General features: G+C 44.8%; 18 protein-coding genes. 9 read left to right on the top strand and 9 right to left on the bottom strand.

Translation table 11 applies throughout. The features are described from left to right. The gene (locus QWY16_RS04420; protein ID WP_300991694.1) at nucleotides 1–642 is read right to left on the bottom strand and encodes an alpha/beta hydrolase; all 642 of its coding nucleotides are present in this window, start codon (nucleotides 640–642) and stop codon (nucleotides 1–3) included. 236 nt (nucleotides 643–878) lie between these two features. Here QWY16_RS04420 and QWY16_RS04415 point away from each other — a divergent pair, with 236 nt between their 5' ends. The 3 genes from QWY16_RS04415 to QWY16_RS04405 all read left to right on the top strand — a co-directional run bounded on the left by QWY16_RS04415 (nucleotide 879) and on the right by QWY16_RS04405 (nucleotide 3442). After that, on the top strand, nucleotides 879–1418 hold the full coding sequence (locus tag QWY16_RS04415; RefSeq protein WP_300991692.1) for a helix-turn-helix domain-containing protein: 540 nt from the start codon (nucleotides 879–881) through the stop codon (nucleotides 1416–1418). Between the two features lie 161 nt (nucleotides 1419–1579). Further along, nucleotides 1580–2428 (top strand): alpha/beta fold macrolide esterase, encoded by an 849-nt coding sequence (gene mle, locus QWY16_RS04410; RefSeq protein ID WP_300991691.1) that lies wholly within the window; start codon nucleotides 1580–1582, stop codon nucleotides 2426–2428. A gap of 231 nt (nucleotides 2429–2659) precedes the next feature. Beyond that, nucleotides 2660–3442, top strand: coding sequence for a glucose 1-dehydrogenase (locus tag QWY16_RS04405; protein WP_300991690.1), 783 nt, complete (start codon nucleotides 2660–2662; stop codon nucleotides 3440–3442). 120 nt (nucleotides 3443–3562) lie between these two features. Here the strand turns inward: QWY16_RS04405 and QWY16_RS04400 are convergent, their stop codons facing one another. Together QWY16_RS04400 and QWY16_RS04395 are read right to left on the bottom strand one after the other, a co-directional pair. Next, the gene (locus tag QWY16_RS04400; protein WP_300991689.1) at nucleotides 3563–4438 is read right to left on the bottom strand and encodes an AraC family transcriptional regulator; all 876 of its coding nucleotides are present in this window, start codon (nucleotides 4436–4438) and stop codon (nucleotides 3563–3565) included. 95 nt (nucleotides 4439–4533) lie between these two features. Beyond that, nucleotides 4534–5430 (bottom strand): acetamidase/formamidase family protein, encoded by an 897-nt coding sequence (locus tag QWY16_RS04395; protein WP_300991688.1) that lies wholly within the window; start codon nucleotides 5428–5430, stop codon nucleotides 4534–4536. Between the two features lie 199 nt (nucleotides 5431–5629). Between QWY16_RS04395 and QWY16_RS04390 the strand changes: the two genes are divergently transcribed. Both QWY16_RS04390 and QWY16_RS04385 read left to right on the top strand, forming a co-directional pair. Then, nucleotides 5630–5839, top strand: coding sequence for a TM2 domain-containing protein (locus QWY16_RS04390; protein ID WP_436837164.1), 210 nt, complete (start codon nucleotides 5630–5632; stop codon nucleotides 5837–5839). A gap of 271 nt (nucleotides 5840–6110) precedes the next feature. Next, the gene (locus QWY16_RS04385) at nucleotides 6111–6512 is read left to right on the top strand and encodes a DUF4181 domain-containing protein (protein WP_300991686.1); all 402 of its coding nucleotides are present in this window, start codon (nucleotides 6111–6113) and stop codon (nucleotides 6510–6512) included. Nucleotides 6513–6699: 187 nt separating this feature from the next. Here the strand turns inward: QWY16_RS04385 and ppsA are convergent, their stop codons facing one another. The 3 genes from ppsA to QWY16_RS04370 form a co-directional block, all read right to left on the bottom strand. Further along, nucleotides 6700–9315 carry a phosphoenolpyruvate synthase gene (gene ppsA / locus QWY16_RS04380; RefSeq protein WP_300991685.1) on the bottom strand — a complete coding sequence of 872 codons (2616 nt, stop codon included), beginning with the start codon at nucleotides 9313–9315 and terminating at the stop codon, nucleotides 6700–6702. A gap of 167 nt (nucleotides 9316–9482) precedes the next feature. Next, nucleotides 9483–10061, bottom strand: a complete 579-nt coding sequence (locus QWY16_RS04375; RefSeq protein WP_300991683.1) for a DUF488 domain-containing protein — start codon at nucleotides 10059–10061, stop codon at nucleotides 9483–9485. A 180-nt stretch (nucleotides 10062–10241) separates the two neighbouring features. Beyond that, the gene (locus QWY16_RS04370; RefSeq protein WP_300991682.1) at nucleotides 10242–10787 is read right to left on the bottom strand and encodes a DUF1697 domain-containing protein; all 546 of its coding nucleotides are present in this window, start codon (nucleotides 10785–10787) and stop codon (nucleotides 10242–10244) included. A 411-nt stretch (nucleotides 10788–11198) separates the two neighbouring features. Between QWY16_RS04370 and QWY16_RS04365 the strand changes: the two genes are divergently transcribed. Together QWY16_RS04365 and mug are read left to right on the top strand one after the other, a co-directional pair. Then, the gene (locus QWY16_RS04365) at nucleotides 11199–11948 is read left to right on the top strand and encodes an SDR family NAD(P)-dependent oxidoreductase (RefSeq protein WP_300991681.1); all 750 of its coding nucleotides are present in this window, start codon (nucleotides 11199–11201) and stop codon (nucleotides 11946–11948) included. Nucleotides 11949–12025: 77 nt separating this feature from the next. Next, the gene (gene mug, locus QWY16_RS04360) at nucleotides 12026–12532 is read left to right on the top strand and encodes a G/U mismatch-specific DNA glycosylase (protein ID WP_300991680.1); all 507 of its coding nucleotides are present in this window, start codon (nucleotides 12026–12028) and stop codon (nucleotides 12530–12532) included. A gap of 102 nt (nucleotides 12533–12634) precedes the next feature. Here the strand turns inward: mug and QWY16_RS04355 are convergent, their stop codons facing one another. Beyond that, entirely contained in the window at nucleotides 12635–13999 is a 1365-nt protein-coding gene (locus QWY16_RS04355; protein WP_300991679.1) for an aspartate aminotransferase family protein, read from the bottom strand. 18 nt (nucleotides 14000–14017) lie between these two features. Beyond that, nucleotides 14018–15487 carry a CoA-acylating methylmalonate-semialdehyde dehydrogenase gene (locus tag QWY16_RS04350; RefSeq protein ID WP_300991677.1) on the bottom strand — a complete coding sequence of 490 codons (1470 nt, stop codon included), beginning with the start codon at nucleotides 15485–15487 and terminating at the stop codon, nucleotides 14018–14020. A 148-nt stretch (nucleotides 15488–15635) separates the two neighbouring features. Between QWY16_RS04350 and QWY16_RS04345 the strand changes: the two genes are divergently transcribed. Together QWY16_RS04345 and gabP are read left to right on the top strand one after the other, a co-directional pair. After that, on the top strand, nucleotides 15636–17258 hold the full coding sequence (locus QWY16_RS04345) for a PucR family transcriptional regulator (protein WP_300991676.1): 1623 nt from the start codon (nucleotides 15636–15638) through the stop codon (nucleotides 17256–17258). 255 nt (nucleotides 17259–17513) lie between these two features. Beyond that, a complete protein-coding gene (gene gabP, locus QWY16_RS04340; protein WP_300991674.1) occupies nucleotides 17514–18920 on the top strand; it encodes a GABA permease in 1407 nt (468 codons plus the stop codon). A 75-nt stretch (nucleotides 18921–18995) separates the two neighbouring features. Here gabP and QWY16_RS04335 read toward each other — a convergent pair whose 3' ends face one another. Beyond that, nucleotides 18996–19982, bottom strand: coding sequence for an Abi family protein (locus QWY16_RS04335; RefSeq protein WP_300991672.1), 987 nt, complete (start codon nucleotides 19980–19982; stop codon nucleotides 18996–18998). Nucleotides 19983–20038: the final 56 nt, after the last annotated feature.

The raw sequence follows: 20038 nt of genomic DNA, 5'->3' as shown, positions 1-20038 counted from the left end.
TCATGCCAGTGAATCCAGCAGCCATTTCTCAAAATCCTTGTAATTCTGCAGTGACACTGTATGCGGTACCGGATAGTGCTTAAATGTCACATCCGCACCCAAACTTTCAAAATAATCCCGGCTCGCCTGCCCCCATTCAAAAGGCAGTGCCTGATCCTGCTCCCCGTGTGAGATGAACAGTGACAGCCCATCCATTGAGCTTTGCTGGAATTCGGTTTTTACGAATTCCGGAATATAGCCGCTCAAAGCGACAATGCCCTTGATGCGCTTTCCTAATGCCAGCCCGGCTGCCATCGAAAGAATTGCCCCTTGGCTAAATCCAAGCAAGTAAATCCGGCTTGCATCCAATGGATATTCGCCTTCAGCCCAGCCGATAAAATCTTTGACTTTATCAACCGCTGCCTCAAATACTTCCTGATGAGGTTTCCCATATCGCTCAATCGTGAAAAAGGCATAGCCTGGAGGCCGTTCGAGCGGTCCGCGAATACTGAAAATATAAAAATACTCTTCCAGTCCGTTAACCAAATTCAGCATGTCCTTTTCATTGCTGCCCATGCCATGCATGACAAAAAGCGCTGGATAAGTTTTACCAGGATCTGCCTTACGTGGCTTTTGCAATTCGTAAACTAAAGGCGCGCTCATTCTGCTCATCCTTTCTGTGGTTATTTTTTCTCGGGTGTGAATTGAAATCTATTAAAAGAATAAAATATTCTTATCAAGAAACATCCTTGCAGAAAAAATGGCCTCTTCGGCTCAAATTTGTTTCCTAATAAGAATCTTTATTTTCTATAAGATAACAAGGTTTCACTGGAATGTCAACCATTTGTTTGCTAAAATAGAACTATGTTTCTTATGAAGCAACTAACGAGGTGAAAAAAATGGATATCGGATCAAAAATTCGGAGCATACGTAACCGGAAGAAAATAACTATTGCTCAACTGTGTGAAGAAACAGGTTTGTCAAAAGGCTTTGTCAGCAATATTGAAAATAATAATAGTTCCCCGTCCATCAGCACACTGCAAACCATCTCCAATTATCTGGATGTGCCACTGCCTTATTTACTGCTGGAAAAACAAGAGCATATGCGAGTGGTCAGAAAAGATAAACGGAGCTACTCCACATACAATAACTTGAAAGTGGAGCATTTATCATCGATTGGCGGATTGCGGATGATGATTGTCGAATTTCCTCCCGGCACATCTACTGGAGAAAGCAATGCACACGAAGGAGTAGAATCCCATCTGGTTCTGGAAGGTAAAATCCTTGCTGAACAAGGCGAAGATTCCATCGTTGCCGAAGCAGGGGATTCATTCAGCTGGAATGCCTGCGTTCCGCATTTCGTCAAAAATATCGGAGAGGGAAAAGCGGTTGTCCAGGTTTCCGTCTACTCAGATACGGAACTCACGGAAATATATTGAATTCCACTTTTCCTGTATCAATAAAAGCGTTTCTCCGCCTTCTAAAAGGCAGGGAAACGCTTTTTTTATCTTCTTGAGCACCGCTATAACTCCATTGAATTCACCGGATTACATGATTATACTTTCTTTAACAGTTCCTATACTGAATGGAGGAATACCTGATGGCAGAAAAGATGATTCACAGCGATGGCATAGAATTATTCACGGAAAGCTTTGGCGATCCAACTGACACGCCCCTTCTTTTGATCATGGGGGCGATGTCTTCGATGGTGTATTGGGATGAGGAGTTTTGCCGGAAACTGGCGAACCAAGGCCGCTTCGTAATCCGCTATGATAACCGCGATGTCGGCCGTTCCACTTGCTATGAGCCTGGAAAACTGAATTACACGGTATCGGATATGGCCGACGATATTCTCCGTATCATGGATGCTTATGGCCTTGGAAAAGCACATCTTATTGGCATGTCGCTTGGGGGGATGCTGGCACAGATTGCCGCAATCAAATATCCGGAACGCATTCAAAGCATCACATTGATTTCATCAGGCATAATTGAAACCGACGAATCCCGTGAATTTCCTCCGATGGACGAACGGATCCTTGCCTATCATGCAAGGAGCGCTGAGCTCGATTGGAGCGACAAAGCAGCGGTTGCCGATTATCTGGTGACAGGATCCCGCCTCTTGTCCGGTTCCAAACATTCTTTTGATGCTGAACGTGCAGCGGTGCAAGTCCATCAGGAAATTGAGCGCGCCAATAATTTGCTGAGTATGTTCAATCATGCCTTGCTTGAATCTGACGAGTCTTTCCAAGGTACTTCCAAGCAAGTGACTGTGCCTGTGCTCATCATTCATGGGACGGAAGATACCATCTTGCCATACGGGCATGCTCTCGCTTTGATGGAAGAAATTCCTCATGCCAAGCTGGTGCGCCTTGAAGGGACCGGGCACGAACTCCCCGCTGGCGACTGGGATGAAATCATTAAAGCGATTACTTCCCACACCGCAATTTAATCAGCTTCTCCAGTAACTTGCTTTTACTCCATGGCCTAACCAAAGAAAATATCGATGAAGGCCATTACATGACGGACTAACAGTTTAAATTAAAATAAAAAACGGCAGACCTAGTTGATTTGTCGCCCTTCTCTACAACTTCTTCTGCCTAAAAGTTGAATGTCTTATTGCAACCATTTAAAATGACAGTGTATTCCGTCAACTAACTTATAGAAAAGGAGAGGTTATTAGATGATTGATTTCACAGACAAAGTTGTATTGATTACCGGAGGCGGTTCGGGGCTTGGGCGTGCAGCTGCTTTAGCGATTGCCAAACAAGGCGCAAAACTTGTACTGGTCGACATGAATAAAGAAGCGCTCGAGGAAAGCAAGACAGAAATCCTTGAAGCGGCGCAGAATGCTGCGGTTGAACTTGTTGAAGCAAACGTAACAAATGAAGAAGAAGTTCAAAAGTATGTCCAGTTCACGGTCGACACTTTCGGGAAAATTGATGGCTTTTTCAACAATGCTGGCATCGAAGGAAAACAGAACCTGACAGAAGATTACGGTTCTGATGAATTCCAAAAAGTAATCAGTGTTAACTTGAACGGCGTGTTCTACGGCATGAAGTACGTCTTGAAAGTCATGAAAAAGCAAGGCTATGGTTCAATTGTCAATACAGCATCTGTCGGTGGAATCCGCGGAGTCGGCAATCAGTCCGGCTATGCAGCAAGCAAGCACGGCGTGGTTGGCTTAACTCGCAACTCCGGCATCGAATATGGCCAGTACGGCATCAGCATCAATGCGATTGCACCCGGTGCAATCATGACGCCGATGGTGGAAGGTTCCCTCAAGCAAATGGCAGGCGACAACTGGGAAGCTGCCGGCCAGGAATTCGTCAGTGTCAACCCCATGAAACGTTTCGGCAAACCGGAAGAAGTCGGCAATCTTGTCGCTTTCCTTCTCTCTGACAGTTCCCGCTTTATCAACGCAACTGTCGTCAACATCGATGGCGGCCAGTCCTATAAATATTAATAGACAAAAAACCATCTCCTGTAACCGATCTGGTTTACAGGGATGGTTTTTCATTTTGTCTATATCATTCTCTGGTGTCCTGCTCATAGTTCTGATTACAGCTCCAAGCTGCCCTCTACTTTATTTCTTGTTCTCTTTCACCGGAATCCAAATTTCACTATAAACATTCACCGGATTTGAAAAATCACCATTAAATGAGATTTCCGGCCCTTCGATCAGTTCATAAGGCGAAGACGGCAGCCATTCTGAAAATATTTTTGCCCATGTGTCTTGCAAAGTGTCAGGGAACGGCCCTTCCGAACTAAAAATCGCCCAGTTTCCTGCGGGTACTTCAACGACATCCAAACCGTCAAAATTTGCGTTCATTGTCGTGATGGAGCCGATCAGATGATCCAGCTGGCCTTCCTCTTCAAAACGTTTCTCGTCAAAATTGAACGATGCACTGACCACTGTTTTGACTTCCGTATTGCGCAGCTTTTGCAGTTTCTCACGCTGCTCTGACGTAAGTGACTTCACCATTTTCAAGATTTCCGGATTCTCTCCTTGAAATACGATGGGCACCCGTTTTTTGATTCCCACCAATTTGAATGCTTCTTTTTCAACGATGCGGTATTCCATATCTATTCCTCCCCGTATTGAAAGCTGGAAAGTCAGCTTCGGAAACACTTTGAACGATTCGCTGTTTTTCACTTCTGACGGATTCATGCCCGACCATTCACGGAACGCACGGCTGAAACCGTCCGCTGAATCGTAACCGTATTTGACCGCCACATCCAATACCCGTTCCCTGCCCTGCTGCAAGTCAATGGCTGCCTGGGACAGTCGGCGGTTGCGGATATAGGCGCCTAGGCTCATGCCGGACAAATACGAAAACAGTTTTCGGAAATGGTATTCTGAAACCCCTGCAATCTCCGCAACTTTTTCAAATTCAATATCGCCATCCAGATGTTCTTCAATATAGTGCAAGGCTGCGTTCATGTCTTTTAGCATATCCATATGCTGACCTCCTTTCACTTTCTATTGTAAGAGGAATAAAAGAAGCCTATCCGATTAACAATGTACCGAAAAAGTCGGCTCTCCTCACTCAAAAGTCAACGCTCCCAAGGAAGTGAATCTGCAAATAACGATTTTGGCACTGCGACTCTCACCGTAACCAGCTTGTTGACAATCTGGCTGAATTTCAAATCGCACACGGCGCTCATTAAGCGGTAACTGTCATCAAACGGCAGCTCAAGCCAGCTTGCCAATTGGGCTGCGGTTTGAAACAAAGCTGTCTGAATGGCGTCTTCGTATGATTCGGCTGACGCGATAAAATAGAGGAACTCCCTGTCTTCAACCATCGGATTTCCAAGCTGGATCGGAACTTTCGTGAAACCCAGCCGGATAACGCCGCTTGTTTCAACACCGGTTCCACTCAGTTCGCCATCGCCCATTGCCGCATGTAAATCGCCAAACGCGGCGAGTGCTCCGTCCACAAATACAGGAAGATACAGTTTATTGCCCGCCTTGATATCTTTCGTATCGAGGTTGCCGCCATGTGTGCCTGGAACGGCGGTCGAAATTGCATCTTCTTCCGGCGCCACACCGGCTACTCCGATCATCGCTTTTACTGGCAGTTGAAGATTTTCATTGAATTGGATACGCCCGTCACTGATCGGCAGGATTTTTGTCGTCGAGTCCGTAATGGATTTTCCTAAAGGGCCAAGTCCCGGCGCAGCCATCATGATGCCGAAATCGCCCGTTTCAATTGCCATCACTTCCACGCATAACGTATCCCCCGCTTGAATACCGTTGATATAAACAGGACCGGTCGCCGGATTCAGCTGGCTCCTGTCAATATCTGCACGCAGTGTTTCGGCGGTTTTCACTTGTCCGGCATAGCAGTCTAAGGTTTCAATTTCCACGACTTCGTTCAGCTCGGCAAAGTATGCAGGCTTGTGTTGCTTCGAAAAAGAAGTAATTGTTTTGACGCTTGAAAATCGATTCATTTTGTCCCATCCTTTTAAGCTTTTAAAATTCATTATAGCTGAATTGCTGGAAGCGAGAAATGGTTCTACTCAATTTATTAGATTTTTCAGCTCAATCATTCAATTGCTTTATTTTCGAGAAACTGAGTTTTCAAGTCATCGATGATTAACTTCCCTGCAGAAGGGAAAACACAAGTATCACGCAGAAAGGATGATTACGATGAAAAACAAGCTGGCCGCTGGACTGCTCGGAATCTTTTTAGGTGATTTTGGCGCCCATAAATTTTATCTTGGCAAACCCAAGACCGGTCTTTTGTATCTTGCCTTCTGTTGGACAGCCATTCCTGCGATTATCGGCTTTATTGAAGGAGTTACTTATTTATTGTCATCAGAAGAGAATTTTCAGGCAAAGCATGGAAGAAGATATTAAGGAACAAGAAATGCCCTGATGATCCGGCAGATCAACAGGGCATTTTCCTATCCGCTTTTTTCTTTGGCATCACTGGCAAAAGCTTTACTGTGGACTATTCCCATTGGGAGACCACCCCTTACCTTTTTCAACAGCTATTTTTTTGGAGATTGCCATCCAACTCTCACGTTCTCTATTCATCACCAAATTCATTTAAATGAAACCAGTCATCTTCTGGAACGTATCAGTATTAAAGAAGCTGTTTATAGTTTAGTCTCGGGGGTGTTGTGCTATGGAAAAGTTCTTTTTAGCCGTTTTGCTGTTATTCTTCTTTAGTTGGTTAGTAAAAATATTTCTCAGAAAAGCATTCGATATTAAAAAAGTGAAAAAGGAATTTTTCTCTTATAACCATGTCAACAGTCTGCACGGGAAAATCGACTGGACATTAAGAATTGTTTCTTTTGTGGCAAACATCTCTTTTGTTTATTTAACTTTTTATAAGGGACTTTCGTTCAATCTATTTCTGTTTGGACTACTTATTCTCCTGATTCTGGATTATTCGGTAACAGCTTTTTTTCAATGGAAATACTCAGAAGATCCGAAACAATCCATTTTGACAGTCAGTGAAATGTCTATTCTTGCCTTCGCTTTAGGAGCCGCTATTTGGTTTGACCTGCTATCTTCATTAACCTAACCAGAAGAGCATTAAATATTTTAGCTCTTGATGATTCTTTGCTGAAAAGCATCGCTTCAAGAGCTTAAGGCTGCCATTGCACAGTGGCAATAAAATGGGGAAACCATGATAAAGAAAAGCGGCTTATGGATCCCCTTGCCTTTTGGCAAGAGAATCCATAGAAAACAGAAACTCAGCCCTTAGCAGCCTAATCCAATAACTCCACATAGCCTTCAGAGCCGTTGATGCGGATTTTCTGTCCGTCTTTAATGTTCTTAGTGGCATTTTCCACTGCAACGACAGCCGGCAAGCCGTATTCTCTTGCAATCACTGCGCCATGGGTCATCAGTCCACCGACTTCTGTCACCAATCCGGCCAACGAAACAAACAATGGCGTCCAGCTTGGATCGGTAAAAGCCGTAACGAGAATATCCCCCGCTTCAATGTGCGCATCCTCCATTTTCACTACAACTCTTGCCCTTCCTTCGACCACTCCTGCAGAAACCGGCAACCCTGCCAATGCACCGTCCGGCAATTTGTCAGGATGATAAGTTCCGGAAATCTGCTCGCCTTCTGATGTCATCAGGCGCGGAGGCATCAGCTTCTCATAATATCGATACGCCGCTTTTCTGTCTTCAATTATTTGGCGATCGACGGTTCCACCATTCACCGCATTGCGAAATTCTTCAAACGATAAATAATAGACATCCTCAGCTTGTCCGATAACCCCCTTTTCCTGCAAGAGCGCAGCTTCTTGCATCAAAGCTTTCTTATAGAAGTAATAGCGTTTGATAAAGGCGAATTTCGGATATTCCCGGTATCCGATGAAATTCTGGAGTACACTGATCATTTTCTTTGTATTTTTTACTTTTCGCGTGCCTCCAGGCAATTGCTCCAAACGGCTTAGAATTTCTTGTCTTTTTTGTTTGGCTTTCCGTTTTCCTTCTTCTATTTTTACCTTTCGGGCATTGGGGCCAAAGTTTTTGATATTGCCTAAAATCACAGGCACCAGAATAGTCGGGTCTTCACTCCATCGGGTTTTGGAGATATCGATTTCCCCAGAACAGCGCATGCCATATTTTCCGAGATAATCCTGCAGCACCTGGCTAACTGCTGGCCCACCTTCCAGTTTTTCAAGATCTTCAAAAAAAGTTGTTTTGCTGGGCTTTTCAAAATACGCCACCACTTCAGGATACTTCCGCACCACATCAGACACATCCAATAATTCAAGCCCCATATTCGAAGTGACATTATTGGTGACGGATTGGCTGAGAATGTCCGCTACATCCTTTTCGCCCAGCCATTTTTCTATGTTTTTATTGAGCCAGAATGCTGCGTATACACCGACCATGATTGCAGCCATGCTTTGCGGATTGGCAATGACTCTTCTTAATTCATTTTGTTCTTCTTCGATTAATTCAAATAGCTCATCACCGGAAACCGTTTGGATCCGCCACTCCAATTCTCGGATAAATGCCTCACTAAGATTGATTAACCGGCTGCTCAGCCTGCGGTCATTGTTTCGGTAAATTTTAATGATTTCCCGAAAGAACCCCACAGAAAATTGGTCAGATCCTATTTTGAGCATCCGCTGTCCTCTAGGCAGTGCTTGTTTTCGATCAAGAAATTTCTCGAGTGCATCGTACAATAAAGGGTCGTTCGATTTCATTGTTCTCATGAAAATCTGACGGCCGCTCCATGCAGCTAGATCAGCTGACAAATCAAGAAACAACCGTCCGCCCGCAGGAATTAATTCAACATCCGAGATGAATCTGAAAAATGACATGCCGAGTGGATTGATCGGCTCAGTCATCATTTGCTGATGGCCAAATGAAAGATAAATGCGGTATTGCTCATCGCGTTTTTCCGGCAGCGGATACAAAGTTGTAATAGGACGGCTTTGCACAATAAAAACCTCTCCGCCCGCTAAGCACCATTCAATATCCTGCGGCTTTCCGAAATGCGCTTCTATGTGCCTGCCGATCTTTTCCAGCATTAAAATCTGGACATCTGTAAGCGCTTGTTGGCCTTGCTGCCCGACTGCCACTTGCTTCTGCTCTGTCCCACCGTCTGCCAGTGGATAAACAGCGATTTTTTTGGCAGAAACTGTCCGGCCGATGATTTTTCCTTCCCGCACTTTGTAATTGTCTGCTGACACAATCCCGGAAACCAGTGCCTCTCCGAGTCCGAAGCTGGCATCGATCGACGCGATTTTGCGGTTTGAAGTCACCGGGTCGGCGGTGAATAAGATACCGGAAGCTTGCGGAAAAATCATTTGCTGAATAACGACCGATAAATAGACCTTCCGGTGATCAAAGTCATTTTGAATGCGGTACACCACTGCCCGTTCCGTAAATAAGGAAGCCCAGCATTTAATGACATGCTTTATGAGGTCCTGCTTTCCCCGGATATTCAAGAAGGAATCCTGCTGCCCCGCGAATGACGCCGTCGGCAAATCTTCAGCCGTCGCACTTGAGCGGACCGCATAAGCATTTTTATCGCCAAATCGTCGAAAAGAAGAAATGATTTCCCGCTCTATTTCATCCGGCATCTCCGTTTGTTCCATGCCATGCCGCAGTTCCGCACTGACTTCCTTGATTTGTTTCTTGTCTGCTGCCGTTAAATCAGATAACTGTTCAAGCAAGGCAAGTGCCTGAACATTTCCATTCAGTACCTGCTTAAAAGCTTCAGTCGTCACGCAAAATCCGGACGGCACCTGGACAGTTGGTACTTTTGCCAATTCCCCCAAATTCAAGCCTTTCCCTCCAACAAGCAGCAAATCTTCTTTGCTGATTTCCTGAAAGTCCTTCACATACTTTTGCAAAATGTTCACCCCTTTGCAAATTGCCGTGATTTTGTTGCTTATAGAATTCGCCATCAAAATCGCAATCCCTTTAAACAGTTGCTGAGGTTGAAGAGAAGTTGAATAAAATAAAAAACCGCCTCCATGATTGTTGCTTCACTGAAGGCGTTACTGTAAAATTTTCAATTTTATTTACTGTCGTTGCTTGTTTCATTCACTTCTTCCGGCGGATAAGTTACTGTCCCGCCACTTTTCAATTCCGCCTGCGCTCCCCACATCCCTAATTCGTGATCGACCAGTTCCACAACTCCGTCTTTCCCATCAATGATGTGGCGTACTTGATAGCCATTCGCTACAAGCCAATTTGAAATCAGCAGCCGGTGGCATCGGGAAGGATGCCGTTCCGAACAGCAGTACGCCGTCTTCTGTTGAGATGCTTTTTGCAGAAGTTCCGCTACCCCCTGTTGAAATTCTTCCGATAAAGTGTAATCCGCGTAATTCTGAAAAGAGCGGTTGCGCCAGCCGGCATTCATCTTGCCATCCACTTCTTTCGACTTCCGGCGCCTGCCGCCGAGTTTCGGGAAATGCTCATATGTAATTCCTTCTGCCTCGAGCCACACGGGAAAGACATCCTTAGAGAACTGCGGCCACTTCCGGCTGCCCGGAAATGCCCGGACATCCGCCAATAGCTCAATGCCAGTTTCCTTTAACATCTTCTCAAACTGCTCTTTTGAATGGCTGGAATGCCCGATTGTATAAATTATCATAGCCTGCTTCCTCCTTGTTACTCTATTCCTGAAGAAAGTGCCGTTTAAACAGAAGTTGCCCCTCCATTCTATGGCAATAATATAAATTGGAGTTTTTGAAACACCGATTAAACCCTCTGCCAAAAGGCAAAGAGCTTGGAAGAATCTTCAACTCGTCATCGACAACAGAAATAGTCAGAGTCACTCTTTGCCGTCTTTCATTAATGCGTATATTTTCCGGACCGTATTGACGTTTCGGACGGTCATATGTTTATAAAGTTCGGAACCTGCCACTTTCATCATTCCGCTTTTCGTCACTAATTGCCTGTCCACTGCCCATAAAATTGCACCTGGAACATAATTGATTTGATCGATTTCCGGTTTAGCGACTAATTGGCCAAGCACGCTTTCATTATTAATTTCTTCCCATAAAAACAGCACATCGCTTTTCATTTGATTATCGTTTGTCCAGTTTTCCGGAACAGCCAATGCAATCTTTTCATAGTCCTCGAAATTATAAACCAGCACACGAATCTGCAAATTGAAGTTTTCGTAAATGGCTTGCTCCAAAGTCGCCGATAACGATTTCGCAGAAAGTTCATCGCTGCTGAAAATGATATTGCCGGAGTTGATATAGGTCTTGACTGAAACCATTCCCACGCGTTCAAATACTTCTTTAAGAGATTTCATATCCAGTTTGTTTTTTCCGCCAACATTGATGCCTCGAAGAAGTGCCACATATCGCATAGTAGTTCCCCCTATCAATTATCGTATAAATCTCAGCCGTATTAAAATCTACTTTATCTTTTATCTGTAGAATGGCAAGCATTTAATGAATTAGCGAAGCCCATAAGAAAGAGGATGCCGTGGCCATTTTAGAAATCAGTGGAAGCAACGATGATTCACCTTAGGCAACACCGCTCGTCTTAGGCACTGTAACTTTTTTTTTGGAGACCTTCACCGACAGCGAAGGTCTTTTCCATTATGGTGTTTGATTCTGAATTTTAGTTTGACTTTTTCGGAAGCATCGATAGATACCTTTCTAAACATCGATAGGAATTCAACGTCTAATTGTTTTAATTGCCCTTTTTAGAGGAATACAGGTAGGAGGAAAATAAAGAAGAAACTTTTCAGCCAAAAGATGGAGGTAGATTTTTGATGGATACAATTGCAATTATTACAGGTGCGGGAAGTGGTTTAGGACAGGCAACAGCCGTCCGTTTAGCAAAAGATGGAGTCAATATTGCCGTTGTGGACGTAAACGAAAAAGGCGGGAACGAGACCGTAGAAATGGTGAAGAAATTAGGCCATGACGCAATTTTCATCAAAGCGGACGTTTCAAAAGCTGAAGAAGTGAAAAAATATGTGGACCAGACAGTTGAACACTTTGGCCGCATCGATTATTTCTTTAACAATGCAGGGATTTCTGGAAGCGGGAAATTCTTTTTAGATACAGACATCAAAGAAATTGAACAAATCGTCGGCATTAATTTGCTGGGCGCTTTGTATGGCGTCCGTTATGTAGCAGAAGTCATGCTGAAAAATGGCGGCGGCTCAATTGTCAACACCGCTTCAAGCGCTGGAGTGATCGGGCAGGATTCTGTGGTCACTTACTCGGCTACGAAGCACGGCATTGTCGGGTTGACTAAGAGTATGGTTGCGGAATATGCAAAAGACGGACTTCGTGTAAATGCGATTGCTCCTGGCCCAACGGAAACGCCGATGGTAAAATCATTTTATGAAGCCAATCCCGAAATGAAAGCCAATGCTGAAGCCGGAATCCCACAAAGACGCCTGGGCACAGCCGATGAAGTTGCCGAACTGGTAACGTTTTTGCTGACATCTAAAGCTCAGTACATCAATGGCGAAGTGATTCGCATCGATGGCGGCTTTACAAACACGAAATAAGTTCAGCAAAGTATTTCCTTGGCAAACTCCTTTTGGGGTTTGCCTTTTTTATAGATCTTCCAAAGGAGGAACCTTTATTGCATTTAGAACCCATTCCCGACCACCTGCAAGAAAACTTAAAAATTCTCTTCGTCGGTTTCAACCCAAGCATCCGGTCTTCCGAAACCGGCTTTCATTATGCCAATCCCAACAACCGGTTTTGGAAAATCCTTTACGAAGCGGGTTTAACCCCGCGAAAGTTTGCGCCTAAAGAAAACAGGAAGCTGCTTTCTCTCGGCTATGGGCTGACAAATATCGTTGCCCGGCCAACAAAAGAAGCAGCAGAAATCTCCAAAGCGGAGTACGCAGAAGGCGCTGCGCTGCTGCAGCAGAAAATCAAAAAGTATCAGCCAAAAGCGGTCTGCTTTGTCGGCAAAGGCGTCTATCAGGAATACAGCAAAAAACGGGCTATTCCGTGGGGAGTCCAGCAAGATCCGGTGATTCCCGGAATAGTGGAATACGTCGCTCCTTCTTCTAGCGGCCTCGTTCGGATGAAGCTGGAGGAAATTGTCGAGATTTATAAAGGGCTTAAAGAGTTTAGTTGAAATAATATTTTTCATAATTTAAAACTAAAATAATGAAAACCCAAACGGCAGCCATATTCAGAGTGGCTGCCATTTGGGTTTTAAACCAGTAAGCTTTAAGAACTAATTTTCCTCATGGTCTTTAAATACTTTCTTCAAAACAGAAACGATAAAGTCAAAATCCTCGTCAGTGCACGACAGCGGTGGGCTAAGGGCCAGGATATTATTGAACCCTGCCACAGTATCTCCGTTCCTGCCGATAATGAGGCCGTTCGCTTTGCAGGCTCCCATAATTTTTGCGATGCGTTCGTTGGAAGCCGGTTCTTTTGTTTCTTTGTTTTCGACCATTTCAATTCCCAGAAGAAATCCGAGTCCGCGAATATCCCCTACATATGGATGATCTTTTAAGCTTTCCAGTTCTTTCAGCAAGCGGTCACCCAGTTCGGCTGAGCGCTCTACCAAGTTTTCCCGTTCCAAAATCTCCAGGTTTTTCAAAGCTACGGCACACGCTGACGGATTTCCACCGAAAGTATTAACGTGGCGGAAATGGCTATTTTCTTTTTCAGTGTCAAAGCGGTCGTAAATGTCTTTTCGGATAGCCGTGACGGAAAGCGGTAGATAAGCGCTTGTTAACCCTTTAGCCATCGTGATGATGTCTGGCTTAATATTGAAATGCTGGTGCCCGAACATTTTTCCGGTTCTGCCAAAGCCGCAGATAACTTCATCGATTATGAGCAGCACACCGTGGCGATTGCAGATTTCCTGCACTTTTTCCACGTAGACGGGATGCGGAATCAGGATGCCGCCGCCTGTAATAAGCGGTTCCATGATAATTCCGGCAATCGTCTCTTTTTGTTCCCAAATGATTTTTTCTTCAAATTCCTGGGCGCGTTGAAGGTTGTATTCCTCGACTGACTGGCCAGCTGGACGGCGGTAATTGTCCGGTGGCGCAATATGCAAAAAACCAGGGGCTAGCGGCTCATATTTATATTTCCGCAATGCCTGCCCTGTCGCTGCCATGGCTCCCATCGAACTGCCGTGGTAAGCCCGGTAACGGGAGATGAACTTAAAACGGGAATGCTCCCCATTTTGCTGGTGGTATTGGCGAGCCAGTTTAAAAGCCACTTCATTGGCATCCGATCCGCTATTAGAATAAAAGATCTTATAATCATCTCCTAGCATGCTGTTCAGCTTTTCTGCAAGTTCGATAGCTGGCTCATGGCTCTGAGTCATCGGCACATAAGCCAATTTCTTCATTTGTTCATAAGCAGCTGCCGCCAGTTCCTCGCGGCCATATCCGACATTGACACACCATAGCCCCGACATGCCGTCCAGATAACGGTTGCCTTTGTGATCGGTGATCCATGCACCTTCTCCGCTTTCCACCACCATCGGCCTTTTTGTATCATTGTAAGACGAAATATGGTGCCAAACGTTTTCGCGATCTTTTTCCACTAATGTTTTGGATGTTTCTTTTGCAGTAGCCATCTATTTTCCCTCCCCTTTTTAGAACGAATGCCTTGCAGTCATCATTTTCTTACGTGTATAGAACTCAATGCCGTCGCGGCCATTGGCATGCAAATCACCATAGAACGATTTTTTATAGCCTGAGAATGGGAAAAATGCCATCGGTGCCGGCACTCCTAAATTGATGCCTAGCATGCCCGCATCGATTTCTTCTCTGAATTTGCGGATGGCTTTAGCACTGTCCGTGAATAGGCACGCTCCGTTTGCAAAATCAGATTGATTGGCGAATTCAATTGCTTCGTCCAATGTCTCAACACGGACAATTGAAAGGACAGGAGCAAAGATTTCCTCTTTCCAGATTTTCATCTCTTGTGTAACGCCATCAAAAATGGTCGGCCCGATAAAATATCCGCCTTCAGAAGAAGACTGGTCGTTTCGCCCATCCCGCAGCAGTTTCGCTCCTTCTTCAATGCCGGATTCGATATAAGTGACTGTTTTGTCCAGATGAGAATCTCTGATGACCGGGCCCAGGAAGACATTTTTTTCCAAGCCATTGCCGATTGTCAGTTTGTTGGATTCTTCTACGAGCCTTTCTGCTAGCTCGTCCGCTACGTCACCGACTGCGACAACCACTGCACATGCCATGCACCGTTCGCCTGCTGAACCGAAAGCTGCATTGATGATATTAGTCAATGTCAGTTCCATATCCGCATCTGGCATAACGATTGTGTGGTTTTTCGCACCGGCAAGTGCTTGTACTCTTTTTCCATGCGCCGTTCCTGTTTTATAGACATACTCGGCAACCGGCTGCGAACCTACAAACGAAATTGCTGGAATATCCGGATGGCTGAGAATACCATTGACGATATCATGAGCACCGTGGACAACATTCAGCACACCATCCGGCAGACCCGCTTCCTGGAAAAGCTCCGCCAGACGGTTTGCCAAAAGAGGCGTCCGTTCAGATGGTTTTAAGATAAATGTATTTCCACTGGCGATAGCCAGTGGGAACATCCAGCACGGCACCATCATCGGGAAGTTGAAAGGCGTGATTCCGCCAACGACACCGATTGGATAGCGATACATGCCTGATTCAATATTGGTTGCGATATCCGGAAGTTGCTGGCCCATCATCAATGTCGGTGCGCCTGCTGCAAATTCAACACATTCGATTCCACGCTGCACTTCTCCGTATGCTTCGGCGTAATTCTTGCCGTTTTCAATCGTAATAATTTTCGCCAATGCTTCCCAGTTTTCAATTAATAATTGCTGGTATTTAAAAAGAATTCTCGCACGCTGTGGAACCGCTACTTTTTTCCACTTTTTAAAAGCTTGCTTCGCAGCGGCTACAGCTTTTTCCAAATCTTCAGCGGTTGAAATCGGCACTTCAGCTAAAATTTCGCCAGTAGCCGGGTTTGGGACTTTTTCGTATTTATCTGTCGTCGACTTTACCCATTGTCCACCGATAAAATTTGTAAGCGTTTTCTTTTCAGTTGCTGCCATTGTCATTATTATTCCTCCATTCGAATGTTCTTGCCATATCACTATAAATTCTTTAAACTACTAACTGTACTTTACAAATAATTCCGAATACTATCAATTGACACTTTGTATAATAAACAAAAGATTTTTTTGACGTTATGGAGGACTCTGCTATATGGAAAAGCTGAAATTGACGATTAAAGAAGTGCTCGAAAGAAAAAGTTTTGCCAATGCCCGCTTGATTGCCGGCAAAGAAGGACTCGACCGGCAAGTAAAGTGGTCACACATTCTGGAAGTAAAGGAACTTGATACTTTAATTAACGGCGGCGAACTGATTTTCACGACTGGCGTCGGCTTGCAATTAGATCTTCAGACGCAGCTGAAATATGTTAAAAGACTGATTGATGAGGAAGTTGCCGGCATCTGTATAGAAATGGGTCCTTATTTCAAAGAAATTCCGCAAGAACTCATTGAACTGGCAGACCGTTGCGCTTTTCCGGTTATCATTTTTGATAAGACCACCCGCTTTGTCGACATCACACAGGATCTGCATACTTTCATCATCAATCAGCACCATCAGATGCTTTCCCAGCTGGACGCATTGTCCAGAAAGTTCAATTCACTTTCCCTGACACATAATGGAATTCTAAAAATCTTACAGGAACTGCATCAATTTTTTCAGCAGCGCGCCATTTTTATCACAGACAATGAAAAACCTTATTTCTTCCCTTCTGACAGTAAAGTGTGGGAAAAAGAAATCCGTACTCAGCTGGAACAGTCGCCGGATGAATACATAGAACAACGTTTGCTGACATTTGAAGGCATTACTTTTGCCGTTATGCCAGTAGAAGGACTTGGACAAGTGCTCGGCCATTTGTGCTTGCAGCTCGATCAGTCTCGGCCTGAAGAATTTTCTTTTCTCATATTAGACAGAGCCTCCCTTGCCATTGCACAGATTTTGCTTCGCCATCGAACTATTGAAGAACGCAAACAAAATAATGAAGATGAGTTTGTCCGCAATTTGGTTAATGGCAGAACAGTTGAGCTGGATGATTTCCAAGCCTTTCTGCCGCCGCCAAGCCGCAATACCTATTACCGGGTCTTTACGATTTCTACCAAATCCACCGATGCGGAATTTCAGCAAAGCGATTGGGAAGAAATCAAATTACAGAGACTGATGAGTGTACGGGCGCTTTTCAAGCGGGCCGGATTTTTCCCTGCCCTGTCCTGCAGCAAAAGCGAGATTGTGGCCATCGCTTCCTTTATTTCCGCTGAACATTTAAAAAACGAAGCCAACCGGTCTTTACAAGTCATCCGGCAAATCACTGATATGAAAGGCCTCCATTTTATTGATGGAAAGAATTGCGCTTGCGGGGTCAGTTCAGTTTACCAGGATGTCGAAAAAGCAAAAAAAGCTTATGAAGAAGCTGGCAAAGCCGCCCGAATGATGCATAGCGGAATTGTAGAATCTCCTTTGTATGAAAATCTGGGCATTTACAAACTTTTACTGGAGTTTGAAGACAGCGGTTTTTTAAAATCTTACGCTGAAAGTTACCTGGCGCCTGTCTTTGAATACGATCAGAAAATGGACAGCAACTTATTTGCAACTTTAGCCGCTTACCTGGAGTCCAACGGCTCGAAAAAAGAAACAGCCGACCGCCTCTTTGTTGTCCGCCAAACGCTTTATCTGCGGTTGGAAAAACTGGAGACGCTGCTTGGCAAAGATTTTATGGCTCCCGCTAAACGGCTGGCTCTTGAAAGTGCAGTAATGGCTATCCGCCTTTTGGACGCTAAATAAGCAGTTTAAGCTGCAACTCTTATAGAGGGTATTAATCATGGCCCTCTTTTTTGAAGCATGCCTGGTTTTCATAAACTTCTGCTCAATTTACAGTTAGTAAAACCCACCGGCACTTTTCTTTACATGTTGTCTACATTTTTTTAAAAACATATTATGTATGATGATTGATATAAAAGAATATTCCGACATTTGTAACCGTTTACATTAGTGAGCGAGCAATATCGGAGCGATGCACATTTAAGGAGGGAAAAGCTCATGACGCAACAACAATTGAATCCGGACTTAAAAATCCGGCATATCAGCATGATTTCAATTGCAGGAGTAATTGGAGCCGGGCTGTTTATCGGAAGTGGAGCGGTCATCAACTCGACAGGCCCAGGTGCAGTCTTGTCGTATGCACTGGCTGGAACTCTTGTCGTACTGGTAATGCGAATGCTCGGTGAAATGTCGGCAGCTAATCCGACAAGCGGTTCTTTTGCGACTTATGCCAACGAATCAATCGGCCAATGGGCCGGATTTACGATTGGCTGGCTGTACTGGTTTTTCTGGGTAGTTGTCATTGCCATCGAGGCAATTGCAGGCGCAGCCATTATGCAATACTGGCTTCCGGATTTTCCGCTTTGGCTTATGGCATTGATTTTAACAATTGCATTGACGTTAACGAACTTATTTTCCGTTAAGTCATTCGGCGAATTTGAGTATTGGTTTTCACTTATCAAAGTGGTCAGCATTACCTTATTCCTCATTCTTGGCCTATGTGTTGTTTTCGGATGGTATCCGGGTGTAGATTCTCCTGGAACTGTGAATTTACTGGGAAGCGGAGGCTTCATGCCAACAGGCTTCGGTTCTGTATTACTCGGCATTACAGTGGTCATCTTCTCATTCATGGGAACTGAAATTGTCACCATTGCAGCCGGGGAATCCGACCATCCTGCCAAGGCAGTCCGGATTGCGACGAACAGTGTCATCTGGCGTATTTTAGTGTTCTATATCGGTTCCATTGCGCTGGTTGTCACTTTGCTGCCCTGGAACTCAGCCAACGTACTGGTCAGCCCGTTTGTAGCCGTTCTTGACCATATCGGCATTCCCGCTGCAGCGCAAATCATGAACTTTGTTGTATTGACGGCTGTGCTGTCCTGCTTGAATTCTGCGTTGTATGCAAATTCACGGATGCTGTACGGAATGGCGCAAAAAGGCGATGCACCGAAAGCCTTTTTAAAACTCAGCAAAAAAGGCGTCCCTATCCGCGCTATTCTGTTCAGCACTGTATTTTCGTATATTGCAGTCATCTTCAGTTATATTTCACCAGATAAGATTTTCCTGTTCTTGATCAACTCATCTGGTGCAGTCGCTCTATTAGTTTATCTGGTTATTGCATTTTCCCATTTGCGTATGCGCCGCAAGTTCGAGCGGGAAAATCCGGAAGCCCTGCAAATCAAGATGTGGCTTTTCCCTTACTTGACTTATGCCACCATCTTCGCCATTTCTGGAATCTATATCGCCATGCTGTTTATCGAATCGCTTCGCGTACAAGTTGTGCTTACTTCATTGATCGCCGGCTTTACTGTAGCATCGTACTTCATTTTCATCCGAAAGAAGAATATGATCAATAAAATGGATGAAAATGCTCTGCAAAAATCAGCGGACACTACACGTATCTGATGAATACCGAGGAAATGCCTGCTCCGAAATACTAAAACCCGCTTCAGCCAATTGGCTGAAGCGGGTTTTTTCATGTCATGTCATTTTCTTCGGATTTCTAAATTCATGAGAAAATCCTGTATCATTCATGACCCTTTCAAAAGCCTGCTCCATGACAGCCCCTTCGAGCTCATCCACCAGCCGTTCCAGCTCTTTCGAAAACACTTCATATTCTTCTCGCGCAAGCACCAGCTTCAGCAAATTCACCATAGAAGACACTGTCCCCTTACTGAGGCTTCCTTTTGGCATCGCCATCAATTCTTCTGCCCTGCCGAGTTCCACCGGATGCGCGAGCCGGAAGCGGTACAGCACTTCCTCATGCGCAGATTTATTGCGGTACGGGAAAGCGACAACAAGAATCGCATCAATTTCACTTGCTTTCAAACGGATCGGGCTGTATTCTTCGCTGTACTCTTCGGCAAAATCCCGGGCAATCCGTTCCCGCAGCTCTTCATCGATTACCGTGTAGAAATTGGTGATTTGGCCAAGCGATAAGAAATTGGCGAGCACCCATAGCGGCACATTCCGGTGCTTGTCGAAAAATTCTCGGATGGCGGGGTATCTCACACGGTCTCGCTTTTTGTGGCTTTTGATAAGATTGGCGAGCGTCGAAATGATGCGGTCCCGCTCGTGATGATGCCTGCTGTCGGGACTGTAATTTTCCGGTTCGAGAAAGCTGTCGGTCTCCTTGAACTTTTCTGAGAAACGGTACGCTATTTTTGATTTGATGTTTTTCTCGAACTTCAAGAGCTCGTTCAGCATCAGCATCCGCAATTCCCGGTCAAAGCGGTACAACGCATAGACATGGCCGAACTCTGTACCTTCTATGTATCGTTCCAGGCGATACGGATTAAGCCGTTCATCCTTTTGGAGAAACGGCTCTTTATAAGCATCAATCAACGCATAATAATTCTCGCGCGACAAAATCCGTTTGGCAGCCGCTTTATCCGGCACGCTCAATCCCCGCTCCTGAAGGATTTTAATCTGTTCATCATGTGACGCAAAGACTTTCATCATTCTCATCCTTTGATTTTCTTTCCTTTAACTCTAAGCTAGTTATTGAGAATAATAAACCCTTT

This window comes from Planococcus shenhongbingii, from assembly GCF_030413635.1.
GTDB lineage: Bacteria > Bacillota > Bacilli > Bacillales_A > Planococcaceae > Planococcus > Planococcus shenhongbingii.
Note: the sequence above shows the minus strand (reverse complement) of the source record. Positions and strands in the feature narration are given on the sequence as shown.

Excerpts from the sequence above, each read along its gene's own strand:
- QWY16_RS04390 (WP_436837164.1), top strand. The coding sequence starts at position 5,630 with ATGAAAAACAAGCTGGCCGCTGGACTGCTCGGAATCTTTTTAGGTGAT.
- mle (WP_300991691.1), top strand. The coding sequence starts at position 1,580 with ATGGCAGAAAAGATGATTCACAGCGATGGCATAGAATTATTCACGGAA.
- QWY16_RS04375 (WP_300991683.1), bottom strand. The coding sequence starts at position 10,061 with ATGATAATTTATACAATCGGGCATTCCAGCCATTCAAAAGAGCAGTTT.
- QWY16_RS04415 (WP_300991692.1), top strand. The coding sequence starts at position 879 with ATGGATATCGGATCAAAAATTCGGAGCATACGTAACCGGAAGAAAATA.
- QWY16_RS04385 (WP_300991686.1), top strand. The coding sequence starts at position 6,111 with ATGGAAAAGTTCTTTTTAGCCGTTTTGCTGTTATTCTTCTTTAGTTGG.
- QWY16_RS04345 (WP_300991676.1), top strand. The coding sequence starts at position 15,636 with ATGGAAAAGCTGAAATTGACGATTAAAGAAGTGCTCGAAAGAAAAAGT.
- QWY16_RS04405 (WP_300991690.1), top strand. The coding sequence starts at position 2,660 with ATGATTGATTTCACAGACAAAGTTGTATTGATTACCGGAGGCGGTTCG.
- QWY16_RS04355 (WP_300991679.1), bottom strand. The coding sequence starts at position 13,999 with ATGGCTACTGCAAAAGAAACATCCAAAACATTAGTGGAAAAAGATCGC.
- QWY16_RS04335 (WP_300991672.1), bottom strand. The coding sequence starts at position 19,982 with ATGAGAATGATGAAAGTCTTTGCGTCACATGATGAACAGATTAAAATC.
- QWY16_RS04370 (WP_300991682.1), bottom strand. The coding sequence starts at position 10,787 with ATGCGATATGTGGCACTTCTTCGAGGCATCAATGTTGGCGGAAAAAAC.
- QWY16_RS04395 (WP_300991688.1), bottom strand. The coding sequence starts at position 5,430 with ATGAATCGATTTTCAAGCGTCAAAACAATTACTTCTTTTTCGAAGCAA.
- gabP (WP_300991674.1), top strand. The coding sequence starts at position 17,514 with ATGACGCAACAACAATTGAATCCGGACTTAAAAATCCGGCATATCAGC.
- QWY16_RS04420 (WP_300991694.1), bottom strand. The coding sequence starts at position 642 with ATGAGCGCGCCTTTAGTTTACGAATTGCAAAAGCCACGTAAGGCAGAT.
- QWY16_RS04350 (WP_300991677.1), bottom strand. The coding sequence starts at position 15,487 with ATGACAATGGCAGCAACTGAAAAGAAAACGCTTACAAATTTTATCGGT.
- QWY16_RS04365 (WP_300991681.1), top strand. The coding sequence starts at position 11,199 with ATGGATACAATTGCAATTATTACAGGTGCGGGAAGTGGTTTAGGACAG.
- QWY16_RS04400 (WP_300991689.1), bottom strand. The coding sequence starts at position 4,438 with ATGGATATGCTAAAAGACATGAACGCAGCCTTGCACTATATTGAAGAA.